Annotated in this window: 22 protein-coding genes; 8 read left to right on the forward strand and 14 right to left on the reverse strand. The window is 57.8% G+C overall.

Annotated features, from left to right (window positions below):
- The first annotated feature begins 17 nt into the window (after nucleotides 1-17).
- Nucleotides 18-941, forward strand: coding sequence for a LysR family transcriptional regulator (locus tag ACYVI2_RS01720; protein ID WP_415820835.1), 924 nt, complete (start codon nucleotides 18-20; stop codon nucleotides 939-941).
- Here ACYVI2_RS01720 and ACYVI2_RS01725 read toward each other — a convergent pair.
- The 9 genes from ACYVI2_RS01725 to ACYVI2_RS01765 all read right to left on the reverse strand — a co-directional run bounded on the left by ACYVI2_RS01725 (nucleotide 934) and on the right by ACYVI2_RS01765 (nucleotide 9664).
- Nucleotides 934-1947, reverse strand: a complete 1014-nt coding sequence (locus ACYVI2_RS01725) for a Bug family tripartite tricarboxylate transporter substrate binding protein (RefSeq protein ID WP_415820834.1) — start codon at nucleotides 1945-1947, stop codon at nucleotides 934-936. The two genes, ACYVI2_RS01720 and ACYVI2_RS01725, sit on opposite strands and share 8 nt — an antisense overlap.
- A 116-nt stretch (nucleotides 1948-2063) precedes the next feature.
- Nucleotides 2064-2774 carry an ABC transporter ATP-binding protein gene (locus tag ACYVI2_RS01730; RefSeq protein ID WP_415820833.1) on the reverse strand — a complete coding sequence of 237 codons (711 nt, stop codon included), beginning with the start codon at nucleotides 2772-2774 and terminating at the stop codon, nucleotides 2064-2066.
- Nucleotides 2762-3520 carry an ABC transporter ATP-binding protein gene (locus tag ACYVI2_RS01735; protein WP_415820832.1) on the reverse strand — a complete coding sequence of 253 codons (759 nt, stop codon included), beginning with the start codon at nucleotides 3518-3520 and terminating at the stop codon, nucleotides 2762-2764. Before ACYVI2_RS01735 ends, ACYVI2_RS01730 begins: the two co-directional genes overlap by 13 nt.
- The gene (locus ACYVI2_RS01740; protein WP_415820831.1) at nucleotides 3513-4559 is read right to left on the reverse strand and encodes a branched-chain amino acid ABC transporter permease; all 1047 of its coding nucleotides are present in this window, start codon (nucleotides 4557-4559) and stop codon (nucleotides 3513-3515) included. Before ACYVI2_RS01740 ends, ACYVI2_RS01735 begins: the two co-directional genes overlap by 8 nt.
- Before the next feature lie 14 nt (nucleotides 4560-4573).
- Entirely contained in the window at nucleotides 4574-5455 is an 882-nt protein-coding gene (locus ACYVI2_RS01745) for a branched-chain amino acid ABC transporter permease (protein ID WP_415820830.1), read from the reverse strand.
- A gap of 21 nt (nucleotides 5456-5476) precedes the next feature.
- Nucleotides 5477-6640, reverse strand: a complete 1164-nt coding sequence (locus tag ACYVI2_RS01750) for an ABC transporter substrate-binding protein (RefSeq protein ID WP_415820869.1) — start codon at nucleotides 6638-6640, stop codon at nucleotides 5477-5479.
- A 40-nt stretch (nucleotides 6641-6680) separates the two neighbouring features.
- A complete protein-coding gene (locus ACYVI2_RS01755; RefSeq protein WP_415820829.1) occupies nucleotides 6681-7529 on the reverse strand; it encodes an alpha/beta fold hydrolase in 849 nt (282 codons plus the stop codon).
- A complete protein-coding gene (locus ACYVI2_RS01760; RefSeq protein ID WP_415820828.1) occupies nucleotides 7526-9100 on the reverse strand; it encodes a benzoate-CoA ligase family protein in 1575 nt (524 codons plus the stop codon). The genes ACYVI2_RS01755 and ACYVI2_RS01760 overlap by 4 nt, the downstream gene beginning before the upstream one ends.
- Nucleotides 9101-9193: 93 nt before the next feature.
- On the reverse strand, nucleotides 9194-9664 hold the full coding sequence (locus tag ACYVI2_RS01765; RefSeq protein ID WP_415820827.1) for a DUF4863 family protein: 471 nt from the start codon (nucleotides 9662-9664) through the stop codon (nucleotides 9194-9196).
- A gap of 185 nt (nucleotides 9665-9849) precedes the next feature.
- Here ACYVI2_RS01765 and ACYVI2_RS01770 point away from each other — a divergent pair, with 185 nt between their 5' ends.
- The 5 genes from ACYVI2_RS01770 to ACYVI2_RS01790 all read left to right on the forward strand — a co-directional run bounded on the left by ACYVI2_RS01770 (nucleotide 9850) and on the right by ACYVI2_RS01790 (nucleotide 15964).
- Complete coding sequence (locus ACYVI2_RS01770) at nucleotides 9850-10758, forward strand: helix-turn-helix transcriptional regulator (RefSeq protein WP_415820826.1); 909 nt, start codon at nucleotides 9850-9852, stop codon at nucleotides 10756-10758.
- Nucleotides 10759-10896: 138 nt separating this feature from the next.
- On the forward strand, nucleotides 10897-12555 hold the full coding sequence (gene boxC / locus ACYVI2_RS01775) for a 2,3-epoxybenzoyl-CoA dihydrolase (RefSeq protein ID WP_415820825.1): 1659 nt from the start codon (nucleotides 10897-10899) through the stop codon (nucleotides 12553-12555).
- 93 nt (nucleotides 12556-12648) lie between these two features.
- On the forward strand, nucleotides 12649-14076 hold the full coding sequence (gene boxB, locus ACYVI2_RS01780) for a benzoyl-CoA 2,3-epoxidase subunit BoxB (protein ID WP_415820824.1): 1428 nt from the start codon (nucleotides 12649-12651) through the stop codon (nucleotides 14074-14076).
- Nucleotides 14077-14120: 44 nt separating this feature from the next.
- Nucleotides 14121-15392 carry a benzoyl-CoA 2,3-epoxidase subunit BoxA gene (boxA, locus tag ACYVI2_RS01785; protein ID WP_415820823.1) on the forward strand — a complete coding sequence of 424 codons (1272 nt, stop codon included), beginning with the start codon at nucleotides 14121-14123 and terminating at the stop codon, nucleotides 15390-15392.
- A gap of 128 nt (nucleotides 15393-15520) precedes the next feature.
- A complete protein-coding gene (locus ACYVI2_RS01790; protein ID WP_415820822.1) occupies nucleotides 15521-15964 on the forward strand; it encodes a MaoC family dehydratase in 444 nt (147 codons plus the stop codon).
- A 323-nt stretch (nucleotides 15965-16287) separates the two neighbouring features.
- Here the strand turns inward: ACYVI2_RS01790 and ACYVI2_RS01795 are convergent, their stop codons facing one another.
- Both ACYVI2_RS01795 and ACYVI2_RS01800 read right to left on the reverse strand, forming a co-directional pair.
- Nucleotides 16288-16623: a hypothetical protein gene (locus ACYVI2_RS01795; RefSeq protein ID WP_415820821.1), complete on the reverse strand. Its 336-nt coding sequence runs from the start codon at nucleotides 16621-16623 to the stop codon at nucleotides 16288-16290.
- A 191-nt stretch (nucleotides 16624-16814) separates the two neighbouring features.
- The gene (locus ACYVI2_RS01800; protein ID WP_415820820.1) at nucleotides 16815-17762 is read right to left on the reverse strand and encodes an aromatic alcohol reductase; all 948 of its coding nucleotides are present in this window, start codon (nucleotides 17760-17762) and stop codon (nucleotides 16815-16817) included.
- A 287-nt stretch (nucleotides 17763-18049) separates the two neighbouring features.
- On the opposite strand from ACYVI2_RS01800, the gene ACYVI2_RS01805 reads away from it, so the two are divergent.
- Nucleotides 18050-18955 carry a LysR substrate-binding domain-containing protein gene (locus ACYVI2_RS01805; RefSeq protein ID WP_415820819.1) on the forward strand — a complete coding sequence of 302 codons (906 nt, stop codon included), beginning with the start codon at nucleotides 18050-18052 and terminating at the stop codon, nucleotides 18953-18955.
- A gap of 146 nt (nucleotides 18956-19101) precedes the next feature.
- On the forward strand, nucleotides 19102-19410 hold the full coding sequence (locus ACYVI2_RS01810; protein WP_415820818.1) for a chorismate mutase: 309 nt from the start codon (nucleotides 19102-19104) through the stop codon (nucleotides 19408-19410).
- Between the two features lie 77 nt (nucleotides 19411-19487).
- Here the strand turns inward: ACYVI2_RS01810 and ACYVI2_RS01815 are convergent, their stop codons facing one another.
- The 3 genes from ACYVI2_RS01815 to ACYVI2_RS01825 are packed head-to-tail and all read right to left on the reverse strand — an operon-like array spanning nucleotide 19488 to nucleotide 22195.
- A complete protein-coding gene (locus tag ACYVI2_RS01815) occupies nucleotides 19488-20378 on the reverse strand; it encodes an amidohydrolase family protein (RefSeq protein WP_415820817.1) in 891 nt (296 codons plus the stop codon).
- Between the two features lie 30 nt (nucleotides 20379-20408).
- Nucleotides 20409-21374, reverse strand: a complete 966-nt coding sequence (locus ACYVI2_RS01820; RefSeq protein ID WP_415820816.1) for a Bug family tripartite tricarboxylate transporter substrate binding protein — start codon at nucleotides 21372-21374, stop codon at nucleotides 20409-20411.
- Nucleotides 21375-21409: 35 nt separating this feature from the next.
- A complete protein-coding gene (locus ACYVI2_RS01825; RefSeq protein WP_415820815.1) occupies nucleotides 21410-22195 on the reverse strand; it encodes a class II aldolase/adducin family protein in 786 nt (261 codons plus the stop codon).
- Nucleotides 22196-22273: the final 78 nt, after the last annotated feature.

A 22273-nucleotide genomic window follows, 5' to 3' on the forward strand; every position in this document is an offset into this window, starting at 1 on the left:
TAAGCCGAGAGAGCACTTTGGAACTGAAACAACTCCGCCAGTTTATCGTGGTCGCCGAAGAACTGAATTTTCGGCGCGCAGCCACACGCCTGTGTATGACGCAGCCTCCACTCAGTGCGGCCATCAAGCGATTGGAACAGGTCGTAGGGGCGCCGCTATTTGACCGCACACGTTCGGCTGTGTCACTGACGCCCACGGGCGTCGTATTTCTGCGCGAAGCCCGCTATTTGTTGCGACAGTCAGAGGTGTCAGTGGAGGTGGCGCGTGGGGCCGCACAGGGCTCGCATGAGGTGCTGCGGATCAAAAGTATTGATAGTGCCATGCTGACGTTGCTGCCTTCGCTACTTGAGCGCTTTCAGGCGGTGGAGCCCGGCATCCGCCTGTCGCTCAGTACCGGTTCCACACAAGAAATCATCTCTGCGCTGGAGAACGGTAGCATCGACGTAGGGGTATGCGTACCGGGAGGCGGCAGCTATCCGCATTTGCAGACACAGGCATTTGGCCTGGAGCGTTTTTGTCTCGCCGTGCCTGTCACTCATCGATGGACAGGCAAAACCTCGGTGAGCTTGCCGGAGCTGTCGAACGAAAAACTCGTCACGCATTATCCGCATACGGCCAGTCCCGGCTATCACGCGGCAGTCAGCGTCATCCTGCAGCAAGTCGGTGCACAGGTGCAAGTCTTGCAGTCCGAGCCCGATTTATTGGCCACACTGACGCTGGTGCGACTAGGATTGGGTATTGCTCTGATCCCCGCATCCACACGCTGCATTGGCATACCCGGTGTGCAATACATTGATCTCTGCACATCCCACGGCCAGCCGCTGGGTTATCCCATCGTGCTGGCCGTGCGAAATGAACATGCGAGTGATGCTGCGGTGCGGTTATGCCGGTTCGCCGATAGGGCGTACGGCGGTGCTCCGCAGGCTGGCCACATTAGTTGACCGTGATATTCGCCTCTTTGATGATCTTCGCGTAGCGCTTAGAGTCGGTACGCATCAATTCAGCAAACTCACCGGGGGTACTGCCGGTTGGCAAAAAGCCTGCATCCAGGAACTTCTGGGTGACGTCAGGCTCGTGGACAATCTCACTGATTTCCTTAGCCATGCGATCGATGATGGGCTTGGGCGTCCCCGCCGGAGCTAGTAATCCGGCCCATGATCCGGTGACAAATCCGGGGATGCCAGCTTCTTCCATAGTGGGAACATCGGGTTCGCTAGCCCAGCGTTTTTTTCCCGTGAAAGCGAGCACCTTGAGTTTGTCTTGCTTCACATATTGCATAGGGACAAGAATCGGATCAAATACCATGGATACGCGTCCAGCCAATAGATCCGTCAGAATGGGCGCGCTACCCTTGTAGGCCACATGCGTCATCTTGATCTTGGCTTGCAGCGCAAAGTCTGCTCCTGTCAAATGCGCGCTGGATCCCGTCCCGCTAGAGGCATAGGTCAGTGTGTCAGGATGTGCGTGCCCGTATTCGATCAGCTCGGCCAGTGTCTTGACCGGCAAATCCTTGCTGACAAACAGAAATAGCGGCAGATCGGCCATGTGGACGACGGGTTCGAGCTGGTCGGGAGAAAACGTGAGCTGGTACAGATGCGTGTTGATGACGTAAGCCGGCAGAATACTCAAGAAGGTATAGCCATCGGGCTCGGCTTTGGCGGCGATGGCAGAGCCCAAGGTGCTATTGGCGCCCGGCCGGTTTTCGATGATGATGGCCTGGCCCAGCCGTGCCGAGAGCTTTTCCATCACGACGCGAGTGACGGTATCAGTGGCACCGCCAGGGGTGTACGGCACGATGACTTTGATCTGCTTGCCGGGCCAGGTATCTGCAGCCTGGACGGGACGGCTCTGCCAGGCGGTGCCGGCGACAATCACCGACAGCAAGGTTGTCAGGATGGCGCGGCGCACCGGCCGTTTACCGCCATTGCGGGAAAAATGAAATGCCATAAGCTTGTCTCCGCCAGTGAGGTTGGTCTGAGTGTTATGGATTGCGGGCCTGCACAGAGTGCCTGGAAAATGGCGAGAGCACGACCGGGATTTCCCCTGAGTCGGCCTCACTGGGCTCACACTCCCAGATAGCGCGCCAACTGTTCGGGCTGCGACGCCAGCGCTGGACTGGCGCCCTCGTGCACGATACGGCCTTTTTCCATGACCAGGCATCGATCGGTGTGTGCCAGGACTGCCCGGTAGTTGCGATCGACGATCAGGGTCGACATACCCGTGGCGCGGATTGCGGCGACGATCTTCCAGATCTCGGCCACAATCAGCGGCGCGAGTCCTTCTGTGGCTTCGTCCAGGATCAGGAGGTTGGGGTTAGTGGTCAAGGCGCGGCCGATGGCCAGCATCTGCTGTTCGCCGCCGGACAATTGCTGGCCGCCGTGATGCAGGCGCTCGGCCAGACGCGGAAAGGTCGCGAGCACGCGCTCATAGGTCCAGTCCGTCTGCCCTCGTGTGCCGGGGCGCGCCGCGACGAGCAGATTTTCGCGCACGCTGAGATTCGGAAACACGCCGCGCCCCTCTGGGACATATGCCAGGCCCAGACGTGCAATGGCGTGCGGTTGTGCCCGGGTGCAGTCTTTGCCGCCTATAGCGAACTGCCCCTGGCGGCTGCGCACATGTCCCATCAGTGTGCGAATCAGGGTGGTCTTGCCCATGCCGTTGCGGCCCACCAGCCCGACGGATTCGCCTGCACTGATCTGCAAATCAATACCTCGCAGTATGTGACTCGCGCCGTAGTAACTATGCAGGCCGCTGGCGTCGATCAGTGCGTGCATGAGCCGTCTCCCAGATAGGCGTCCTGGACTTGCGGGTTGGCCCGGATATCTGTGGGGCTGCCGCAGGCGATGACGCAACCGTTAACCATCACCGTAATGCGGTCGGCGTTGCCGAATACCGCATCCATGTCGTGTTCCACCAGCAAGATCGCGTGCTCGGTCTTCAGGTTTTGCAACAAGGCGAGGATGCGTTCGGTTTCTTCGGGGCCCATGCCTGCCAGCGGTTCGTCCAGCAACAGCACTTGCGGCTCGCCAGCCAGGCACATGGCGATTTCCAGTTGACGCTTGTGGCCGTGCGGCAGCAGGCCTGCAGGGGTGCTGCCGCGGCTGGCCAGACCTGTGCGCTCCAGCGCATGGTGGGCGAGCTCGCGGCTGCGGGCGCAGCCATCGGCTCGCCGCCACCAGTGCCAGAACCTCGGATTGCCGGCCTGCGCTGCCAACCGGCAGTTCTCGAACACGCTGAGTGCGGGGAAAATCGTTGAGCGTTGATAGCTGCGTCCCAGGCCTTGGCGCGCTCGCTGAGGCTGTGGCCAGGCGGTGATGTCCTGGCCATTCATCAGGACCTGGCCCGCGCTGGCAGGCAACTCACCGGACAGAATGTTGATGAGCGTGGATTTGCCTGCGCCATTGGTTCCGATCACGGCGTGTACGGTGCCGCGATGCAAATCCAACGACACCTCATTGACGGCGACCAAGCCACCAAAACGGCGCGTGATGCCGCGTGCGGCCAACATGGTGTCAGGCATGAGGGCCTCCAGAAATGGATAGGGACTGAGCTGCAGCCGCGTTGTTCGGCGTGCCTGATGCGGCAGCGAGACGCGCTTCGCGGCGTTCGCGCCATTGAGCAGGCAGCCCGGCCAAGCCATTAGGCAACAACGCGACCAGCGCGATGATGGCCAGCCCCAGTGTCAGATGCCAGTGCTTTGCATAATCGCCAAACAGGGCTTGCGACTGAAAGAGCTCTTGCAACAGGATCAGCGTCACGGTGCCCAGCACTGCGCCGCCGAGGCGATGCATGCCGCCCAGAATGACCATCAGCAACACCAATCCAGACTGCTCCCAGGTCAGCAGCTCCGGCGTAACGAAACCATCCTTCAATGCATAGAGAAACCCCGCCAGCCCCGCCAACGTGGCGCCGATGACATAAGCCGTCAGCTTGTACGGAAAGGTGGAATAACCGGCAGCCCGCATGCGTTGTTCATTCAAGCGAATGCCCGTCAGCGCTGCGCCAAAGGGCGAACGTCCGAGCAGGGCCAGAAAGCCCCATGTCAATGCCAGACAGACCAGGACAAACAGGTAATAGGCGCCAGGATTTTCGAGATCGAAAGGCATCCAGTTCGCCAATGAGATCTGTGGGCGGAAATACAGATAAATCCCGTCGCTGCCTCCTCCGATGTCCGTGTCGTGAAACACGTAATAGGCCATTTGCGAAAAGGCCAAGGTCACCATGATGAAATAGACGCCACGCGTGCGCAACGCGAGGGCTCCCGTGATCAATGCATAGATCGCTGCGCTGCCCAGCGCTGCCACGAGCAGCCACAACAGTCCTCCAGCCTCTGATTCCGGCGACAACAATGCTGCGGCATAAGCGCCAATGCCAAAGAATGCTGCGTGCCCCAGACTGATCAATCCCGCCCCGCCCACGAGCAATTGCAGGCTGAGCGCAAAGATCGCATAGATCATGATCTTGATCGCCAGTCCGATGTAGTAGTCATTACCCGACAGCGGAAAGACGGCGAGTACGAGCAGTACGGCAATAGGGATCAGTTTGCGTGCGTAGTTCATCAGCTGCCCCATGCCTAACCCTGCTTGAACAGCCCTTCGGGCTTGCACAGGAGAATGACGGCCATCAGCACGTACACCAGAATGCCGGCCGCCGATGGGAATAACACTTGGCCAAAAGTCTCGACCGTCCCCACCAACATGGCTGCCAGAAACGCGCCGCGAATCGAGCCGATGCCGCCGATCACCACCACGACAAAGCACATGATCAGCACGCTATTGCCCATGCCGGGATAGACCGACGATACCGGGGCAGCAATCGTGCCTGCCAATGCCGCCAACGCGACGCCTGCCGCGAATACGATGCGGTATAGACGATTGATGTCGATGCCGAGCGAACCGATCATTTCCCGGTTGCTGGCGCCTGCCCGCACCATCATGCCCAGACGCGTGTGCGTCAGGACCCAATAAAGCAATATCGCCACGCCGATGCCGACCGCCGAGATGAACAGCCGATAAACGGGATAGGTGAGAATATCGCCCAAGGGCACGCTGCCGGCGAGCCAGGCAGGTACCGGTACGCCATGCACATCATTGCCTACCAGCAGACTGCGGATTTCCTCAAATACCAAGATCAACCCATAGGTCATCAGCACTTGCTGCAGATGATCGCGCCGATACAGATAGCTGAAGAACGCCGCCTCCAGCACATAGCCGAGCACGATGGCCAATACGACGCACAGCACGAGCGTCGTGACAAAGCCGCCGCCCAGCCACCGCTCGACCAGCGGATTCAGCGCGAATGCCATGTAGGCGCCGATCATGTAAAAACTGCCATGCGCCAGATTGATGATGCCCATGATGCCAAAGATCAATGTCAGACCGCTGGCGACCAGAAACAGCAGCAGACCGTGTTGCAGGGCATTGAGGCACTGGATGAGAAAGGTGCTGGTATCCATGATGGCATTCGCGCCCGGTGATCAGAGCTTGCAGCCCTGAGCGGGATCAGCCAACTGCTTGACTGCGACGTCAACGACTTTGTTTTCTTTGCCGGAGACTTCACGCAGATAGAAATCCTGCACTGGATTGCCGGCCGCAGATAGCGTGAATTTGCCGCGCGGGCTGTCTATCGTGGCGCTGCGTATGGCATCGCGGAACTTGGCCTTGTCCGCGATGTTGCCCTGCACGGCAGTCAAGCCGCTTTGCATGAGTTGCGCGGCATCGTAGCCTTGCACCGCATAGACATCGGGTTGCAGGTCGTTATAGGCCTTGGCATAGGACGCGCGAAAAGCGTTGTCGCGTGGCGTGTTCAGGCCGTCGGCATAATGCAACGTGGTGAGCAGGCCTTGTGCGGCATTGCCCTGTGCGGGCAGCGTGCCATCGGTGAGAAAACCTGTGCCATAGAGCGGGATGGATTTCTGCAGGCCGGACGCGTGGTAGTCCTGTACGAACTTCACCGCGCCGCCGCCGGCAAAAAAGGCAAACACCATGTCGGGCTTGATCGAAGCGATCTCCGTCAAGAGCGATTGAAACTCCACATTGGGAAAGGGCAGCGTCAAGTCCTTGACGATCTTGCCGCCGGCTTTTTCAAAGCTCTCGCGAAATCCTGCCATCTGTTCTTCGCCCGAGGCATATTTCCACGTAATCGTTACCGCCGTCTTGTGACCTTTGGCAGCCGCCACCGGGCCCATGGCATAACCCGGTTGCCAGTTCGAGAACGAGGTGCGGAAAATGCCCGGTCCACACATGGCGCCGGTGATGGCGTCAGCGCCGGCATTGGTGACGATCAGCGTGGTATCGCTGCTCTTGGCCGCTTTGGCCAGCGCCATGGCCACACCCGAGTGCACCGTGCCGATCACCACATCGACCTGGTCCCGTTTGATCAGGCGATTGGCATTTTCCGATGCCTTGGCCGGATTGGACTCGTCATCGACCTTGAAATACTCCAGCTCGCGTCCACCGAGTTTGCCTCCCTGTTCCGCGACGTAGAGCTTGAATCCATTTTCAATGGCAGTGCCCAGTGCGGCATAGGTGCCGCTATAGGGCAGCATGAACCCCACTTTGATTTTGTCCGCAGCCAGTGCATGACTGGCGGTCAACGCGAGTGCACTGGCAATCACGGCGCGATTCAGGGCGCGATGCATCATGGTTTGTCTCCTGGTTATTGTTGGCAGGCTCGCGAGCTCAGCCGTGCTTGTTCAGGCCGTCGATGAATTCAGCGACAGCCCTGATGACAACATCGGGTTGGTCTATGTGCGGGGAGTGACGGCAATCAGGAATTTTCAACAATCGTGCTTGTGCAGCCGCTTCGCGAATGCTGTGAATCTGCGCCATCGTGCCGTACTCATCGTCCTGGCCCTGTATCGCCAATACAGGGCATTTGATACGCGGCAAATATTCCTGAATATTCCAGGCGCGAAATGCGGGATTCAGCCAGATGTCGTTCCATCCCCAGAATGCCGAATCCGCATCGGCGTGATAGCGCGCCAGCTTGGCGGGCAAGTCTGTGTGTAAGTAGGCTTGGCGCGCTTGCTCGATATGGGCGATGGTGACGTCCTCGACGAACACGTGAGGGGCCGCAACCACGAGGCCGGCGATAGCCTGAGGATGCATGGCGGCATAGAGCAATGCAATCGAGCCGCCATCGCTATGGCCAAACAGGATAGGGCGATCGCGTTCGGCATCGATATGCAGCGCCTTCAAGAGCGCAGGCAAGATTTCGCGCGCCTGATCGTGCATGAATGTCACGGGCCATTTTTCTGCCGCTGGGCGCGGCGTGGATTGCCCATAGCCATAGCGTGAAAACACCAACCCACGGCAGGCCGCTGCATCGCACACGCGCTGCGGCCAGTCTTTCCACATGGCGACCGAGCCCAGTCCTTCGTGCAGGAATATCAACAGCGGGGCATCCTGCCGTTCGGGCGATAGCCAGCGATATTCCAGGCGCATCGAGCGTCCCTGCACGTGCAGATCGGCCCACGCAGTCTGCGTGCCTTGTGTATCGAGGACCTTGACGGTGGCGGCCGTATTCATGCAATGCTCCGGGAAATCTCGTTGCTTTCCAATTGCCGCAACCGGAAGCGTTGTATTTTTCCTGTCGCCGTTTTCGGCAGGTCCTCGGTAAAGTTGATTTGCCTCGGATATTTGAACGGCGCCAGATGCTGCTTCACATATTGCTGCAGTGCCTCGCCGGTATCGGCATTGGGTTGAAATCCCGGGCGCAGCACCACATAGGCCTTGGTTTTGATCAGTCCGTCATGATCGGGAACGCCGATCACCGCGGCCTCCAGGACGGCCTCATGTTGAATCAGCACGTTCTCGACTTCTACCGGCGACACATACTGGCCGCTGACCTTTATCATGTCGTCGCTGCGGCCCGCATAGGTGTAATAGCCGTCCGCATCGCATTGATACTTGTCGCCGCTTTTCAGCCATTCCCCCTGAAAGCATTGCCGCGTCTTATCGCGGTTGTTCCAGTACATCAGCGCCGTGCTGGGCCCCTTGATATACAGATCGCCGATCATATTTGCGGCGACGATGCGGCCGTCCTCATCGCGTAATTGCACCTCATATCCCGGCACCGGTTTACCCGTGGTGCCATAGCGCAAACTGCCCGGCTGATTGGACAGGAAAATATGCAGCATCTCGGTCGAGCCGATCCCGTCCAGGATCTCGCAACCAAAATGACGCGTGAAGCGTTCGCCGATATCGCGCGGCAGGGCTTCACCGGCAGAGGTACAGACTCGCATGGCCACTTGTTCGCGCGCCGGCAGGTCAGGGCTGGCGAGCATACTGGCGTAGAGCGTGGGCACACCGTAAAACACGGTGGGACGATGTTCGGTCAGGCGCTTGAATACGGCTTGTGGCGTGGGGCGCTCGCTCATGACGACCACTGTTGCGCCAACCGCCAGCGGAAAGCTCAGCCCATTGCCCAGCCCATAGGCGAAAAACAGCTTGGCTGCTGAAAACACGATATCGTCTTCGCGTATGCCCAGAACGGGTTTGGCATAGAGCTCTACCGTGTGCCAGAGATTGCCATGGGTATGCACTACGCCTTTTGGCTTGCCTGTTGATCCCGACGAGTACAACCAGAAGGCGATCTCATCGGATAGGGTGCGTACGGCTGGCGCCAGCGGCGCGTCAGCCAGCCACTGCCCGAAATCCCGGTTTCCCGCCGGCAACGCGCCTGCGGGGCGAGATACGATGATGTTTTCGATCTCGTGCGGACCCTTGCCTAAAGCGGTCTGCAGCGTACCTAGCAATTCCCCCGATACCAATGCCGCGCGCGCACGGCAGTGCCCGGCAATGTAGGCATAATCCTCGGGCGTCAGCAGCGTGTTGACCGCGACCGGCACGATGCCCGCATGCAGTGCCCCTAGAAATGCGACAGGCCAGTCCACGTTGTCATGCATCAAGAGCAGCACACGCTCTTCGCGGCGCAATCCCAGTTGCCTTAGTGCGCCGGCACATCGCGCGACGCGCTCGGCCAACTCTCCATACGTGATGCGCCGCGTGTCGTCGATATAGGCCAGCTTGGCGGCGCGTGGCGCGTTCAGTGCCGCCAGGTGACTGGCAAAGTTCAACTCGGTGGGGCAGGGGTTCATCGAGGTCTCCGTATTTTTATGGTCAGTCCTGACGTTGTCACTTAGGTCTCGTAGCCTGCACGGCATGCACCAACACCGCGCGCCGCAGAGCGGTCAAGCCGCGGTGAATTCAATCTCGCCGTTGGGCAACAGGTACAGCACGAGCGCCTGTCCATCGCTGACCGTAGGCCGATGCGCACTGCCCGGGCCATAGACCAGCCAGCCGGCACCATGGCCATCGAATTTCGCGCTGTCGTCGAGCGGCATGATCAGATCGATCTCGCCTTGCGGATGAGTGTGGTGCGGACCAGCCAGGCGATTCATGTCCACGACATCCACCGAGAACCCGCCCAGTCCCGCCTCGGGCTTGAGGACGCGGCCGTAGCGGATGCCGCCGCCTTCCCGGCTGCACATCCAGCCCTCGGCAACCCCCTGTCTACAGGCGGCAAAGACGGCTCGATACAGCTCGCTGTCTGGCCCCATCTCCTGGTTCAACCGGGCTTGCAGGGAGCTGTCCAGCGGCAGGCCAGCAATAGGAGAGGTAATGCGGCACATCAAATCGTGGAAGGAAGCTGGCGTACTCATGCGTTGTCTCGTCCTTTACACTGTGGCGCTTCGGCTGCAGCGTATGCAATGAATTGCTTTTTGTGGCGGGCATGCGTGCCGGTTGCGAGCCGGGTTAATGGAAAAATAGTGCTTCACACCAAGCAAGTCAAGCACTATAGTGCATAAAATTGCTGGTATCAGGGTTTCCTCGGAGCTCAATCAATATGGTTCACCCGCTAGACAAGGAATCCTCGGAGTTGCGCCGAGAGCCGTTTTTGATCGCCTTGGGCGAGAGAGTGCGGCGCCTGCGCGCGATCCGGGGCATGACGCGCAAAAGTTTGTCGCAAGCCACCGGCGTATCCGAGCGTCACCTGGCGAATCTGGAACACGGCGTCGGCAATGCTTCGATCCTCGTGCTGCTGCAGATCGCCAAGGCCTTTAACTGCGCCTTGGCCGAGTTGGTAGGGGACGTCACCACCGAGTCGCCGGACTGGCTGTTGATTCGCGAACTGCTCAGCGGCCGCACCGAGTCCGATTTACAGCGGGCTCGCGAGGCGCTGACGCAGTTGTTCGGCGTGGGCGAGGGGGCGCAGCGGCCCAATCGCTTTCAGCGCGTGGCCTTGATTGGATTGCGCGGAGCGGGCAAATCCACGCTGGGGCCGATGTTGGCCGATGATCTAGGCTATCCATTTGTCGAGCTCAATCGCGAGATCGAGCGTGTTGCCGGTTGCGGCATTCTTGAGATCCACAATCTCTATGGCCCCAATGCCTATCGCCGCTACGAGCGCCGGGCGCTGGAAGAGGCCGTGCAGCTTTACCCGGAAATGGTGCTGGCTACACCCGGAGGCCTGGTGTCCGAGCCGGCGACCCTGAATCTGTTGTTGACGCACTGCTACACCGTCTGGCTGCGCGCCACCCCGGACGAGCACATGTCACGCGTCATGGCGCAGGGCGATTTCCGTCCTATGTCGGGCAATAGCGAAGCCATGGCGGATCTGAAACGCATCCTGGCCGGGCGCGAGGCCTTCTATGCCAAAGCGGACATGACCTGGATGACGAGTGGCTTGAGTCTGGAAGAAAGCTTTGGCGGTCTGCGTGCGCAGGTGCGCAAGGCCTGCGGGTTACCGCTTTAAAAGCGCTGCTCCCGTCGCCTGATATCAAAACTGCATTTTTATGCATCTTTCGCTTGACGCGAGTTTCTTTGCGCATTAATCTGCATTTTAATGCATCTAATGCAGTATTATTCATGTCAGGCGATCAGGAGACAAACCATGAGCAGCCCCGAATCCCGTGTGGATTTTCAGACCGATCCTAGCCAGTACCGCCATTGGAAACTCAGCTTCGAGGGACAGGTAGCCACCCTGGCCATGGATGTCGCCGAGGACGGCGGGCTGCGGCCGGGCTACAAGCTCAAGCTCAATTCCTACGACCTCGGGGTCGATATTGAATTGCACGATGCCTTGCAGCGCATCCGTTTCGAGCATCCTGAGGTGCGTACGGTCGTGGTCACCAGCATGAAAGACCGCGTTTTCTGTTCCGGCGCCAACATTTTCATGTTGGGCTTGTCGTCCCATGCTTGGAAAGTGAACTTCTGCAAATTCACCAACGAGACACGCAACGGTATCGAAGACTCCAGCCGCCATAGCGGCTTGAAATTCATCGCTGCTCTCAATGGCGCCTGCGCCGGGGGCGGGTATGAATTGGCCTTGGCGTGCGACGAGATTTTCCTGGTGGATGACCGTTCGTCGGCCGTGGCATTGCCCGAGGTGCCTTTGCTCGGTGTGCTGCCCGGCACAGGCGGGCTGACTCGCGTGACGGACAAACGCAAGGTGCGGCACGATCATGCCGACATTTTTTGCACCCTGGTCGAGGGCGTGCGCGGCCAGCGTGCAAAGGACTGGCGCCTGGTCGATCAAGTCATCAAACCCGCGCAATTCCAGGATGCCGTGCAGGCTCGGGCTGCCGAATTGGCCGCCGGGAGCGACCGTCCTGCGCAAGCGCAAGGCATTGCCCTGACACCGCTGTCGCGTACCGAAACAGCAAGCCGGTTGTCCTATCAATACGTGGACGTCACCTACGATCGTGAGAAACGCCTGGCCACCTGGACCATCCGCGGTCCGCAGGCATCGGTCGAGCAGGATATCGACACCATCGTGGCTGCCGGTGCTGCCTGGTGGCCGCTGCAGATGGCCCGCGAGCTGGATGATGCGATTCTCAATCTGCGCACCAACGAACCCGACCTGGGCACGTGGGTGCTGAAAACCGAGGGCGATATGGCGTCGGTGCTCGCCGCTGACGCGGCCTTGCAGCAGCATGCCGATCACTGGTTCGTACGCGAAACCGCGGGCATGCTGCGCCGTACCCTGGCGCGCCTGGACGTGACCTCGCGCTCTCTCTTTGCGCTGATCGAACCGGGTTCGTGCTTTGCCGGCACTTTGTTTGAATTGGCCCTGGCTGCCGACCGCATCTACATGCTGGACGACGAGGATGCCGATGTGCCTGCACAGATCGTCGTGGGCGAGCGTAATTTCGGCGCGTATCCGCTGGTCAATGGCCAAAGCCGTCTGCAGCGCCGCTTTTACGAAGAAACCTTGCCGCTCGAGGCCGTGCGTGCAGTGGGCGGGCAGCTATTGCCCGCCACGCGTGCATTAGCGCTGGGACTGGTGACGTTTGCGCCCGACAGTATCGACTGGGATGACGAAGTCCGTCTCGCGCTCGAAGAACGCCGCGCCTTGTCTCCCGATGCATTGACGGGGCTGGAAGCGAACCTGCGATTCGGCGGGCGCGAAACGATGGAGACCCGTATATTCGGCCGCCTCACTGCCTGGCAGAACTGGATTTTCAATCGACCCAATGCCGCGGGTGAAAAGGGTGCACTGAAACTCTACGGTAAAGGCGAGCAGGCGTCGTTCGATTGGAACCGCGTGTAGCAGCACAGAACGCAGACCCGGACCATCCTGATTCAACCGCAACACACATAGAACAATTCGGCAGCAGCCATGCCGCCGACCTGGAGAGCAGACATGTCAGGCATCAACTACGGTGAAAAAATCCCCAACAACGTCAACCTGTCCAGCGACCGCGCGCTGCAGCGCGCACTGGAACACTGGCAGCCCAACTACCTGCAATGGTGGCAGGACATGGGCCCGGACGGTTCGCACGGTTTTGACGTGTACTTGCGTACTGCCGTCAGCGTCGAGCCCGATGGCTGGGCGCATTTCGATCATGTGAAGATGCCTGATTATCGCTGGGGGATTTTCCTCGCACCGCAAGACGGCCAGCGCAAAATTCATTTCGGCGAAAACCTCGGCCGCGATGTCTGGCAAGACGTGCCGGGCGAGCATCGCGCCAACCTGCGCCGCATCATCGTCACGCAGGGCGACACCGAGCCCGCCTCGATCGAACAGCAACGCCATCTGGGCATGACCGCACCGTCGCAATACGACTTGCGCAATCTATTTCAGATCAACGTCGAAGAGGGCCGTCACCTGTGGGCGATGGTGTATCTGCTGCATCGCTATTTCGGCCGCGACGGCCGCGAGGAGGCGGATGCCTTGTTGCAACGCAGCTCCGGCGATGCGGATAACCCACGCATCCTAGGCGCATTCAACGAAAAGACGCCCGATTGGCTGGCCTTTTATATGTTCACCTATTTCACCGACCGCGATGGAAAATTCCAGTTGTGCGCGTTGGCGGAATCCGGCTTTGATCCCTTGGCCCGCACGACCAAATTCATGCTGACCGAAGAAGCCCACCACATGTTCGTGGGCGAATCGGGCGTCTCACGTATCATTCAACGCACCTGCGAAGTCATGCGCGAGCTGAAAACCGATGATCCGGCCACGATACGCGCTGCCGGTGTGATCGATCTGCCCACTATCCAGCGCTATCTGAATTTCCACTACAGCGTCACCATCGATTTGTTCGGCGCGGATCAGTCCTCGAACGCAGCCATCTTTTACAGTGCGGGTCTAAAAGGCCGCTACGAAGAAGGCAAGCGCACGGACGATCATCAACTGAAAAATGATACCTATCGCGTGTTGACCGTCGACGGCGGCAAGCTGCGCGAAATCGAAGTCCCGATGCTGAATGCCCTGAACGAGGTGCTGCGCGATGATTTCATCAAGGACTCCATGGCTGGCGTGGGACGCTGGAACAAAGTCATCGAGAAAAGCGGACTGCCATTCCGTCTGTCTGTACCGCACAAAGCATTCAATCGTCAGATCGGCACGCTCGCTGGCATCCGTGTTGCACCCGATGGCGAAGTCCTGTCTGAAGCGCAGTGGCAGGCCAATCAACACAAATGGCTGCCCACGCCGGAGGACCGTGCATTCGTGGCCTCGCTGATGGGCCGTGTCGTCGAGACAGGCAAGTTCGCCAACTGGATTGCACCGCCTGTCATGGGTGTGAATCGACAGGCCGTGAACTTCGAGTACGTCCGTTTTAACTGAATCCCGGCGCCCGGCATTCATGCCGGGAATTCTCGGAGCAAAAGATGAACGCACCTTTGCCGCCCGAGGTGTTGAAGCAGCACTTGATCGATCCCGAGATCTGCATACGCTGCAACACCTGCGAGGAAACTTGCCCCATCGACGCCATCACGCATGATGGCACCAACTACGTGGTGGACCCCGCCATTTGCAATGGCTGCATGGCCTGCGTGCCGCCTTGTCCGACGGGGTCAATTGATAATTGGCGGCTGGTGCTGAAAACCGAGGCCTACAGTGTCGAGGAGCAATTCGGCTGGGATGAGTTGCCCGGCGAAAAAGCGCTACCCGATGCGGTGTCTGCGAATGCAGCATCCCATGGTGAGGAGGCAGTACTCCAGGCATCCAATGGTGGCGAGGATGCCGATGCCGCCACTGCTCCCGCCATCGTTTTTTCGTCCTCAGGCGCAACGATTCCTCCGTGGTCTGCAGCGCATCCCTATGTCAATCTGTACGGCCACAAGACACCCGCTCTCGCGACGGTCGTCGGCAATTATCGTGTGACCGATGATGATACCGACAGCGATATTCATCACATCGTGCTGGACTTCGGCAATGTGCCGTTTCCGGTGTTGGAAGGGCAGTCCATTGGGATATTGCCTCCTGGCACCGATGCGCAGGGCCGTGCGCATCACGCGCGTCAATATTCGCTGGCCAGCCCTCGCGATGGCGAACGCGCGGGCTACAACAATTTATCGTTGACCGTGAAACGCGTCACCGAGGACCATCAAGGGCAGCCGGCACGCGGTGTATGTTCGAACTATCTCTGCGATCTGGCCAAGAACGATACGGTGCAAGTCATCGGGCCGTTTGGGAATACCTTTTTGATGCCCAATCATGCGAGGGCCAATCTGATGATGATCTGCACGGGGACAGGGTCGGCGCCCATGCGCGCGATGACAGAGCGTTATCGGCGCCGGATCGCACGCGGCACGAATGGCCGCCTGATGTTGTTCTTTGGCGCGCGTACGCAACGTGAGCTGCCGTACTTTGGTCCACTGATGAAACTCCCCCGCGATTTCATCGATATCAACCTGGCCCTGTCGCGGGATGCGGCGCAGCCGCGCCGTTACGTCCAGGATTTGATTCGCGAGCGCGCCGCCGATGTGTGGACGTTGCTGCAGGATACAAATACCTGTATTTACGTTTGTGGGCTAAAGGGAATGGAAACCGGCGTTTTGGACGCTTTGCGTGATGTCGTCGTGCAATCCGGCCAGGATTGGACTATCCTGCATGATGTGTTGCGCCGCGAGGGGCGGTTGCATTTCGAGACGTACTAGCTGGCAGGGGCTCGGGGCATTTTGTAGGTGCCCTGCATCGCGCTATTCGGCGCAGGCACTCTGCCTGTCTTGTACTCAAACTACCGGCGTACTCAGGTGCGCCGGTTTTTGCTGAAGACGCCGAAAAAATGAAATTCGCAGAATTCAAGGAAGGCATGTTGATCCATGGTGGTCCGGTGACGGTCACCGAGGCCGAGATCCTGACATTTGCCCGCCAATATGATCCCCAATGGTTTCACACCGATGTGGAACGAGCCACTCAAGGTCGCTGGGGTGGTTTGATCGCTAGTGGCTGGCATACGTGTGCGCTCGCGATGCGTATGGCGGTTGAGGTGGCGCTGCATGATTCTGAATCGTTCGGTTCGCCAGGGCTGGGGGAGGTTCGTTGGCGAGTGCCGGTGCGGCCTGGAGATACGTTGCGGTTGGATGCGCGTGTGCAGGCGGTGCGGCGGTCTACTTCTCGGGATGATCTGGGGATTATTACTTGGAATTGGACGGTTTTGAATCAGCATGATGAGGCTGTGTTGGAGTTGGATGCGACTAGCTTGTTTGATTTGGGGCAGGCTAGTTAGGGGGTGTTGCGGAGTGGGTTTCTTGCTGATGCTGGATGGTGTTGGCTTGGGGGGAGCAGGATGAGGCTTGGTGACGTTCGGCGATTCTTGTTTGCTGGCGTCGGGCGTCTCTATTTAGGCGTCCCGGCCGCGTGCCCGAGGGGTGTGCCGGGCCTATCGCACGGACTCGCCCCATTAGCAGGGGGCTCGGTCCGCTACGCGGACTAAATCCGCGCTCAACGGCCCGGCACACCCCTCGGGCACGCGGCCGGGACTCGCAGTTGTTAGAGGTGTCGGGGCGTTATTGCGATGAGCATCATGTTGGTGACGATATTTGCTGAGCGCTATGCCCTTTGCGTAAGTGATACGGCATCACTGCGCTGGCTATCGGCATCAACGTCGTAGTACATGAGTGACGCGCTGCGGAGAGCTACCATGCCGGCGCCTGCGATCGCGGCGCGTGCTAACCAACTTTGCATGGAGAGTGCTGCAGCAGCCATGGCTCCGGCGCCTATCACCAGAGGGAAAATCGAGCCTGTTTTGTGATCCGATGTGCGCACGGCTACTTCCGCGGAGCGGTCGGCATGGACGCGATCATCGGTGATGGCTTTCGCTGAAGTTGCTATGCCCATTCCACCACTGACACTCGAGATCTCATGTAAAAAGAGTTCACGCATCATTTCTCCAAATTTTGAATATGAGAAAAATCGAATCTCAAAGCATCGAAGGATGCTAAGAGGCCGCACTTGTTAAACAACGTGCGGCACATTCGGAGTTAAGAGCGTAGCGGTAATGATTTGTCGGACACGCTAATGCCGGCATTGCCGAAAAGAATAAGACGTTGTTCTGCAGATGGCGGGTGTTTCTCTCGCTACATATGTGATGCAGACCTATCGGATAGTTTAGTCTTTAGGTAGCGCTCAACGTCGGTCGTCTCGTAGCCGTTGCGCACATTGAAAGTCTGGGACTTTTCCCACCACATCCCGTCTCCCAGGGCGAACGCGGCCCGATAGCGTGCCATTACGTCGTCTGGTGTTTCCGCTAGATAGGCGCGCAATTGATCCAAGGTCCATACGCTTTTCTCAAAGCGCTGACCCGCGACGCGCTCAATCACCTCTGCAAGTCGCCCATATGAGATCGTGTCCCCGGCCACGTAGACCACCTCGTTGATAATTCTTGGTTGGGTCAGCAAAATTTCCGTGGTGAGCCGACCGATATCTTCGGGGGTGGTCACGGTCACTTTTGTGTCCCAACTGCCTAGGCCGTGAATGGTTCGTTGTTCCAGATTCACGACATCGAACGTTGGTTCGAACAGGAAACTCGTAAACATCCCTGTCGAAACTATCACCCATTCCGTGTGTTGTTGGCTTCGCAACAATTGCCGCACTGCATACTGTTCGTCGAACACAGGTTGCCCGCTGCCACGGCCAACGATGTCGTAGTCGACGCCGAACTGCCACGGGAAGTAACGCCTGACTTTGGCTGTCAGCACCGCTCTGGTGATCTTCAACTGTGTGCCAGGACCGGCTACGAAGCCCGAGCAGTTCAAGACTGTGTCGTACTTCTCAAAGAGCTTCGCCAGTGATGCCTCATCGGACGCTAGATCAAAGCCAATAACCTTGATGCCCATATCATCAAGCTCGGCGAGAATTTCGGTACTTTGCCCCGATGGACGATTGACAGTGTCCGGAGATACCAAAGCGGTCACCAATATCTGTGAGGCACGAGCACGGGGGCCAAGCTCGCGCAGCACCGCCATTCCAAGCTGGCCGGCTCCCAGCACAAGCATATGCTGCCGTTCCAATTCACTATGATTCATCGTAGGATTCCTTAATAATTTCGATGTAATTGTCGTGATCAAACATACGAATTCGAATTTCCAAGAGAAATTTCAGCGATTCGGATTCGTCGGTAAAAGTCGTGTTTTTCCACGAAATTTCGAGGCTTATGGCTTGATGATGACTCAGATTTTGATGGTGATAAAGCTCGGTCAGGACAATTTAAAATTTGATTTTTTGCAATAATAGTCAGGCTGTTTACGTTGTCGCGGGGTGCAGCCTTCACAAAAGCGAGCCCGGCTACGATTAATCCGAGGAGCTACGCCGTATGGATCGACTGCAGGCCATGGAAACCTTTGTGAGGGTGGTTGAGGCTGGTAGCTTCAAGAAAGCCGCTGACACGATGCAGGTGCTTGCCTCCACCGTGACGCGCACGATCAAGGAACTCGAATCGCATTTAGGCGTGCGTCTATTGAATAGAACCACGCGCGCGTTAAGCGTCACGGATGCCGGCCTGCGTTATTACGATGGCTGCAAGGTGCTCTTGCGCGATGTACAGTTGACCGAGGAGATGGCGTCGCAACAATCAGGCGCATTGCGCGGGTCAATCAGGATCGGCACGACGCCCACATTGGCCAGGAACTTCATCATTCCAGCCTTGCGGGACTTTACGGATCGCTATCCGGCGATCGATCTGGATTTTCATCTAGTCGATGCCACTGTAGACATCGTTCAGCATGGCATCGACTGCGTCATCAGGACTGGAGCGCTGCAGCCGTCACGACTCGTCGCGCGGCGCATAGGCGCCTTTCATTGGTACCTGTGCGGTTCGCCTGACTACCTAAAGCGGCACGGGAAACCCACAAGCGTGGCTGCACTCAGGAAGCATGTTGCGGTAGGGTACGTCGGCAACCGTTCTGGTCATTCTTCCAACTGGACCTTCCGCGACGGCGCGCGAGTGATTACGGTTCCGATGGTGAACCGCATCAGTGTCAACGACACTGATGCCTATGTCGCTGCCGGCGTGGCTGGCTTTGGCCTGATCCGTGTTGCGAGTTATATGGTGCGCCAGCATATCGCCGACGGTCGGCTTGTCAGGCTATTGGCGAATATCGAAGCTCCGCCTGAGCCCATCTCCATCCTATATCCGCAAAGCCGCCATCTTTCTCCGGCAATTCGCGCTTTCATTGACTGGTGCGCCGAGCTCCTCGCAAAGGAAGCAGCAGCTTGGTAGTTTCAGCACCGTACAAGCCATATAAAAAAGAGAAATGGGCTACAGCTCAATAGGATTGTCGCTGTTCTGCTTTCGTTGGTCCCTTTACCATATCGTCATGATCATCTACCGCAGGGCTTTCCTGCATTGAATGAAGGGAATACACAATGATGTCCGAAGCACAATCTCAACTCGCAACCTATAGGCAGGTGATTGACTCTTTCGATAATGCGCTTGTGTATATCCTGGCCGAACGTTTTCGTTGTACCGACGAGGTCGGTCTGCTGAAAGCAAAAAATAATTTCCCTCCTGTGGATCCGGATCGGGAAGCACGTCAGCTTTCCAGGTTGAGACAATCTGCCCTGGATTCCAACGTGGACCCGGATCTGGTTGAGAGCCTCATGAAATCCATCATGAAAGAGGTGGTGCTGCGACATGGTCAGATCGCGGCTGAGTACGCAGCCAAGCAGCGCTAGCCAGGAGTGAGCCAGCGAGCTCACTTGGTGGCGGATGGCGAACGGAATCACCATGCAGCGTGATTCCCTCGGCGGGCTCAGAACCGATAAAGCTGCCCCGGATTGTCGCAAAGAATTTTCTGTCTGACATCAGCGTCTGGCAACCAGCGATGCAGCGTATTCAGCAGAATACCGTCATCGGGAACCATCGTCGAATCAAAATAATTAGTATGTGGCCAGTCTGAACCCCAGACAATTCTTTCTGGATTGGCCGCGATAAGATCGCTGGCAAAGTCATCGATATCACCATATTGACCTTGCTGGTTGCTGTTGCGGTCCGCGCCGGATATTTTCGTCCAGGTGTTCCCAGCACCGAGCATCTGGCAAAGTTTTTGAAATCCTGGGTTGTCTCTACCCAACGCAGCGTTCATGCGGCCCATGTGATCGATGACTAAAGGCACATTCAATTTTTCCAAACGGGGCGCCAATTCCACCAGATCTGGGGCGTGAATCCATATCTGCGCATGCAGGTCCAGGTCGCGCATCATCGGCGCCAACGTTTCCAATACATCAAGTCCAGCGCCATTTTTATAGACCTTGTCTCCGCCGACAGCATATAGGTTGAAGCGTACTCCACAAACACCCGCTTTTCGCCAGACGCGCAACGTGTCCACATTGACACCGGTGTCGGCGACAGCTACGGCTCTTAATCTATCGGGATACGCAGTTAGCGCATCCAAGACGGATCGGTTATCCGTACCGTACGGACTCGGCGTCACAAGAACACCCCGTTCAAAGCCCATCCGCTCCAAATGCTGGATGAAACTTTCCAACGGGCTTTCAGGTGCCGTGTAGCTGCGGTCCGGTGCGAAAGGATAAAGCTCGTTGGGGCCGAAAATATGCGCGTGGCTATCGCATGCATGGGCCGGAATTTCGAATTGGACTCGCTGCATCGAGTCTTTCGGCGGTAGGCAAAGCTTTGACATCATTTCATCTCCAGCGCCATATACCTAAAGGCGCTATTTCACTGTTAGTTTCCCGGCGTCGCTCAACCGACGCGCTTGTTCTTCCTCTTTGCCTAGCAGGGTGTCAAAGTCGTCGGGGGAGGACCACTTGGCGGTGCTGCCGACTCCGTCGAACGCACGCTTGACGATGTCGTCTTCTGCGACCTGTCGTAGTGCGGCGTTCAGTTTTTTTACGATAGTTTCCGGGGTTGACTTTGGTGCAACGACACCAATGACTGTCGAGGCGTCTATACTGGCCATACCGGATTCTCGCAACGTCGGAATGTCTTTTAGTGCAGGCACGCGCTCAGCAGTCATCACAGCGAGCACCTTTATTTTTCCGCCAGCGATCAGACTGGTAGAACTGCTGAGTTGGTCAATCACAAAGTCGAGTTGCCCGCCAGCGAGATCAACGATCGCAGGGCCTGCCCCTTTATACGGAATTGCATTGAATGTGCAGCCGGTCGCTTCTTCCAGGTTAATGAGTGCGACATAGTTAGTCGTGCCGATGCCCGAATGCCCCACCGTCACGGTTCCAGGTTTATCGCAGGCGGACTTCAGCAGTTCCTGGATCGTTTGGTATTTTCCGTTTGGGTTTGCGTCGATCAGCAGCGGCGTTTCGGCAATCATGCCTACCGAGCTGAAGTCGGCGGTTTTGTAGCCGGTCGGAGCCATAAACGGCGCCACGGCAATGGCATTGGGAGTGGTCATCAGCAGCGTGTATCCATCTGCCTCCGCTTTTGCAACTTGGGCCGTGCCAATGATGCCGCCGGCGCCAGGTTTGTTCACGACAACAATCGTTGTGTTCAGAGCTTTTCCCAGGGCGGGGGCAATAATACGTGCCGTAATGTCGGAGTTTCCTCCGACCGCAAATGGGACGACCATTGTGATGGGTTTGTCCGGGTAGTCTGCGAGCGCGAGCGCCGGCATCATCACCGTACACATCGATGCAAGTGGCAGAACAAGATTCCTGATTTTCATTTTCGTCTCCAGATATATTTAAATAAAATCGTTATCTAGCTTCTATAGCCTGGGTCCAGGCGATCCAGCTTGCGCAGTAATGCGGCCCATTCCATTTGCCCGTACGGTCTTCTGGTCCCCGGCTGATAGTTGTTCCAGGTTTCTTCTTGCACGGCGGGACTGACTTGCCTCAAAGGCGAGTTGCATGCCATGGCCGCTAGCTGGGACACGCAGGAGAGCTCCAGCCGATGCATCCAGTTAAACGCTTCGCCGATACTCCGTCCCGTAACCAGGGCGCCATGGTTGCGCAAAATGAGGGCCTCATTGGTGCCCAGATCTTTTATCAGCGATTCCTTCTCATCATCGTTCAACACAACGCCCATGTAGTCGTGATAGCCTATTTTCAAGAAACGCATCGCGGTCTGTGTCAGTGGCAAGAGGCCACATTCCAGCGTAGATATGGCCATGGACGCCCAACTATGGGTATGTATCACGCACTGGGCATCGGGACGGGCCTGATGGATCGCACTATGAATGACCAGTCCGGCTCTGTTGATCCCATAGTTCAGATCGCCGAAATCAGGGCCCGCCAGCACGTTGCCATTCACATCCACCTTGATCAGACTGGACGCCGTGATTTCTTCGTACAGCATGCCATAGGCGTTGATCAGGTAAACATCATTCTCGCCAGGTACGTTCGCAGAGATATGGTTGGCGATCATGTCGGACATGCCATAAAGGGCGATCAGCCGGTAGCAGGCTGCTAGATCGACTCTTCGTTGCCATTCCTCCGGCGTGCATTTTCCCCGCATTGACGAAATAGACAGCTCGTAGCTTTTCATGGATGTGTGTGCTTGTGATAAGTTGGGATTGGGTTTGTCTACGCCAGGTCTTCGATTCGTTCAGTGGCCTGCTGCATT

The sequence above is a fragment of the Bordetella tumbae genome, from assembly GCF_054780995.1.

Coding starts and splice junctions, on each gene's coding strand:
- ACYVI2_RS01790 (WP_415820822.1), top strand. CDS start 15,521: ATGAAATTCGCAGAATTCAAGGAAGGCATGTTGATCCATGGTGGTCCG.
- ACYVI2_RS01800 (WP_415820820.1), bottom strand. CDS start 17,762: ATGAATCATAGTGAATTGGAACGGCAGCATATGCTTGTGCTGGGAGCC.
- ACYVI2_RS01815 (WP_415820817.1), bottom strand. CDS start 20,378: ATGATGTCAAAGCTTTGCCTACCGCCGAAAGACTCGATGCAGCGAGTC.
- ACYVI2_RS01750 (WP_415820869.1), bottom strand. CDS start 6,640: ATGCATCGCGCCCTGAATCGCGCCGTGATTGCCAGTGCACTCGCGTTG.
- ACYVI2_RS01810 (WP_415820818.1), top strand. CDS start 19,102: ATGATGTCCGAAGCACAATCTCAACTCGCAACCTATAGGCAGGTGATT.
- ACYVI2_RS01740 (WP_415820831.1), bottom strand. CDS start 4,559: ATGAACTACGCACGCAAACTGATCCCTATTGCCGTACTGCTCGTACTC.
- boxC (WP_415820825.1), top strand. CDS start 10,897: ATGAGCAGCCCCGAATCCCGTGTGGATTTTCAGACCGATCCTAGCCAG.
- boxB (WP_415820824.1), top strand. CDS start 12,649: ATGTCAGGCATCAACTACGGTGAAAAAATCCCCAACAACGTCAACCTG.
- ACYVI2_RS01760 (WP_415820828.1), bottom strand. CDS start 9,100: ATGAACCCCTGCCCCACCGAGTTGAACTTTGCCAGTCACCTGGCGGCA.
- ACYVI2_RS01735 (WP_415820832.1), bottom strand. CDS start 3,520: ATGCCTGACACCATGTTGGCCGCACGCGGCATCACGCGCCGTTTTGGT.
- ACYVI2_RS01825 (WP_415820815.1), bottom strand. CDS start 22,195: ATGAAAAGCTACGAGCTGTCTATTTCGTCAATGCGGGGAAAATGCACG.
- ACYVI2_RS01820 (WP_415820816.1), bottom strand. CDS start 21,374: ATGAAAATCAGGAATCTTGTTCTGCCACTTGCATCGATGTGTACGGTG.
- ACYVI2_RS01755 (WP_415820829.1), bottom strand. CDS start 7,529: ATGAATACGGCCGCCACCGTCAAGGTCCTCGATACACAAGGCACGCAG.
- ACYVI2_RS01765 (WP_415820827.1), bottom strand. CDS start 9,664: ATGAGTACGCCAGCTTCCTTCCACGATTTGATGTGCCGCATTACCTCT.
- ACYVI2_RS01795 (WP_415820821.1), bottom strand. CDS start 16,623: ATGATGCGTGAACTCTTTTTACATGAGATCTCGAGTGTCAGTGGTGGA.
- ACYVI2_RS01770 (WP_415820826.1), top strand. CDS start 9,850: ATGGTTCACCCGCTAGACAAGGAATCCTCGGAGTTGCGCCGAGAGCCG.
- ACYVI2_RS01725 (WP_415820834.1), bottom strand. CDS start 1,947: ATGGCATTTCATTTTTCCCGCAATGGCGGTAAACGGCCGGTGCGCCGC.
- ACYVI2_RS01805 (WP_415820819.1), top strand. CDS start 18,050: ATGGATCGACTGCAGGCCATGGAAACCTTTGTGAGGGTGGTTGAGGCT.
- ACYVI2_RS01730 (WP_415820833.1), bottom strand. CDS start 2,774: ATGCACGCACTGATCGACGCCAGCGGCCTGCATAGTTACTACGGCGCG.
- boxA (WP_415820823.1), top strand. CDS start 14,121: ATGAACGCACCTTTGCCGCCCGAGGTGTTGAAGCAGCACTTGATCGAT.
- ACYVI2_RS01745 (WP_415820830.1), bottom strand. CDS start 5,455: ATGGATACCAGCACCTTTCTCATCCAGTGCCTCAATGCCCTGCAACAC.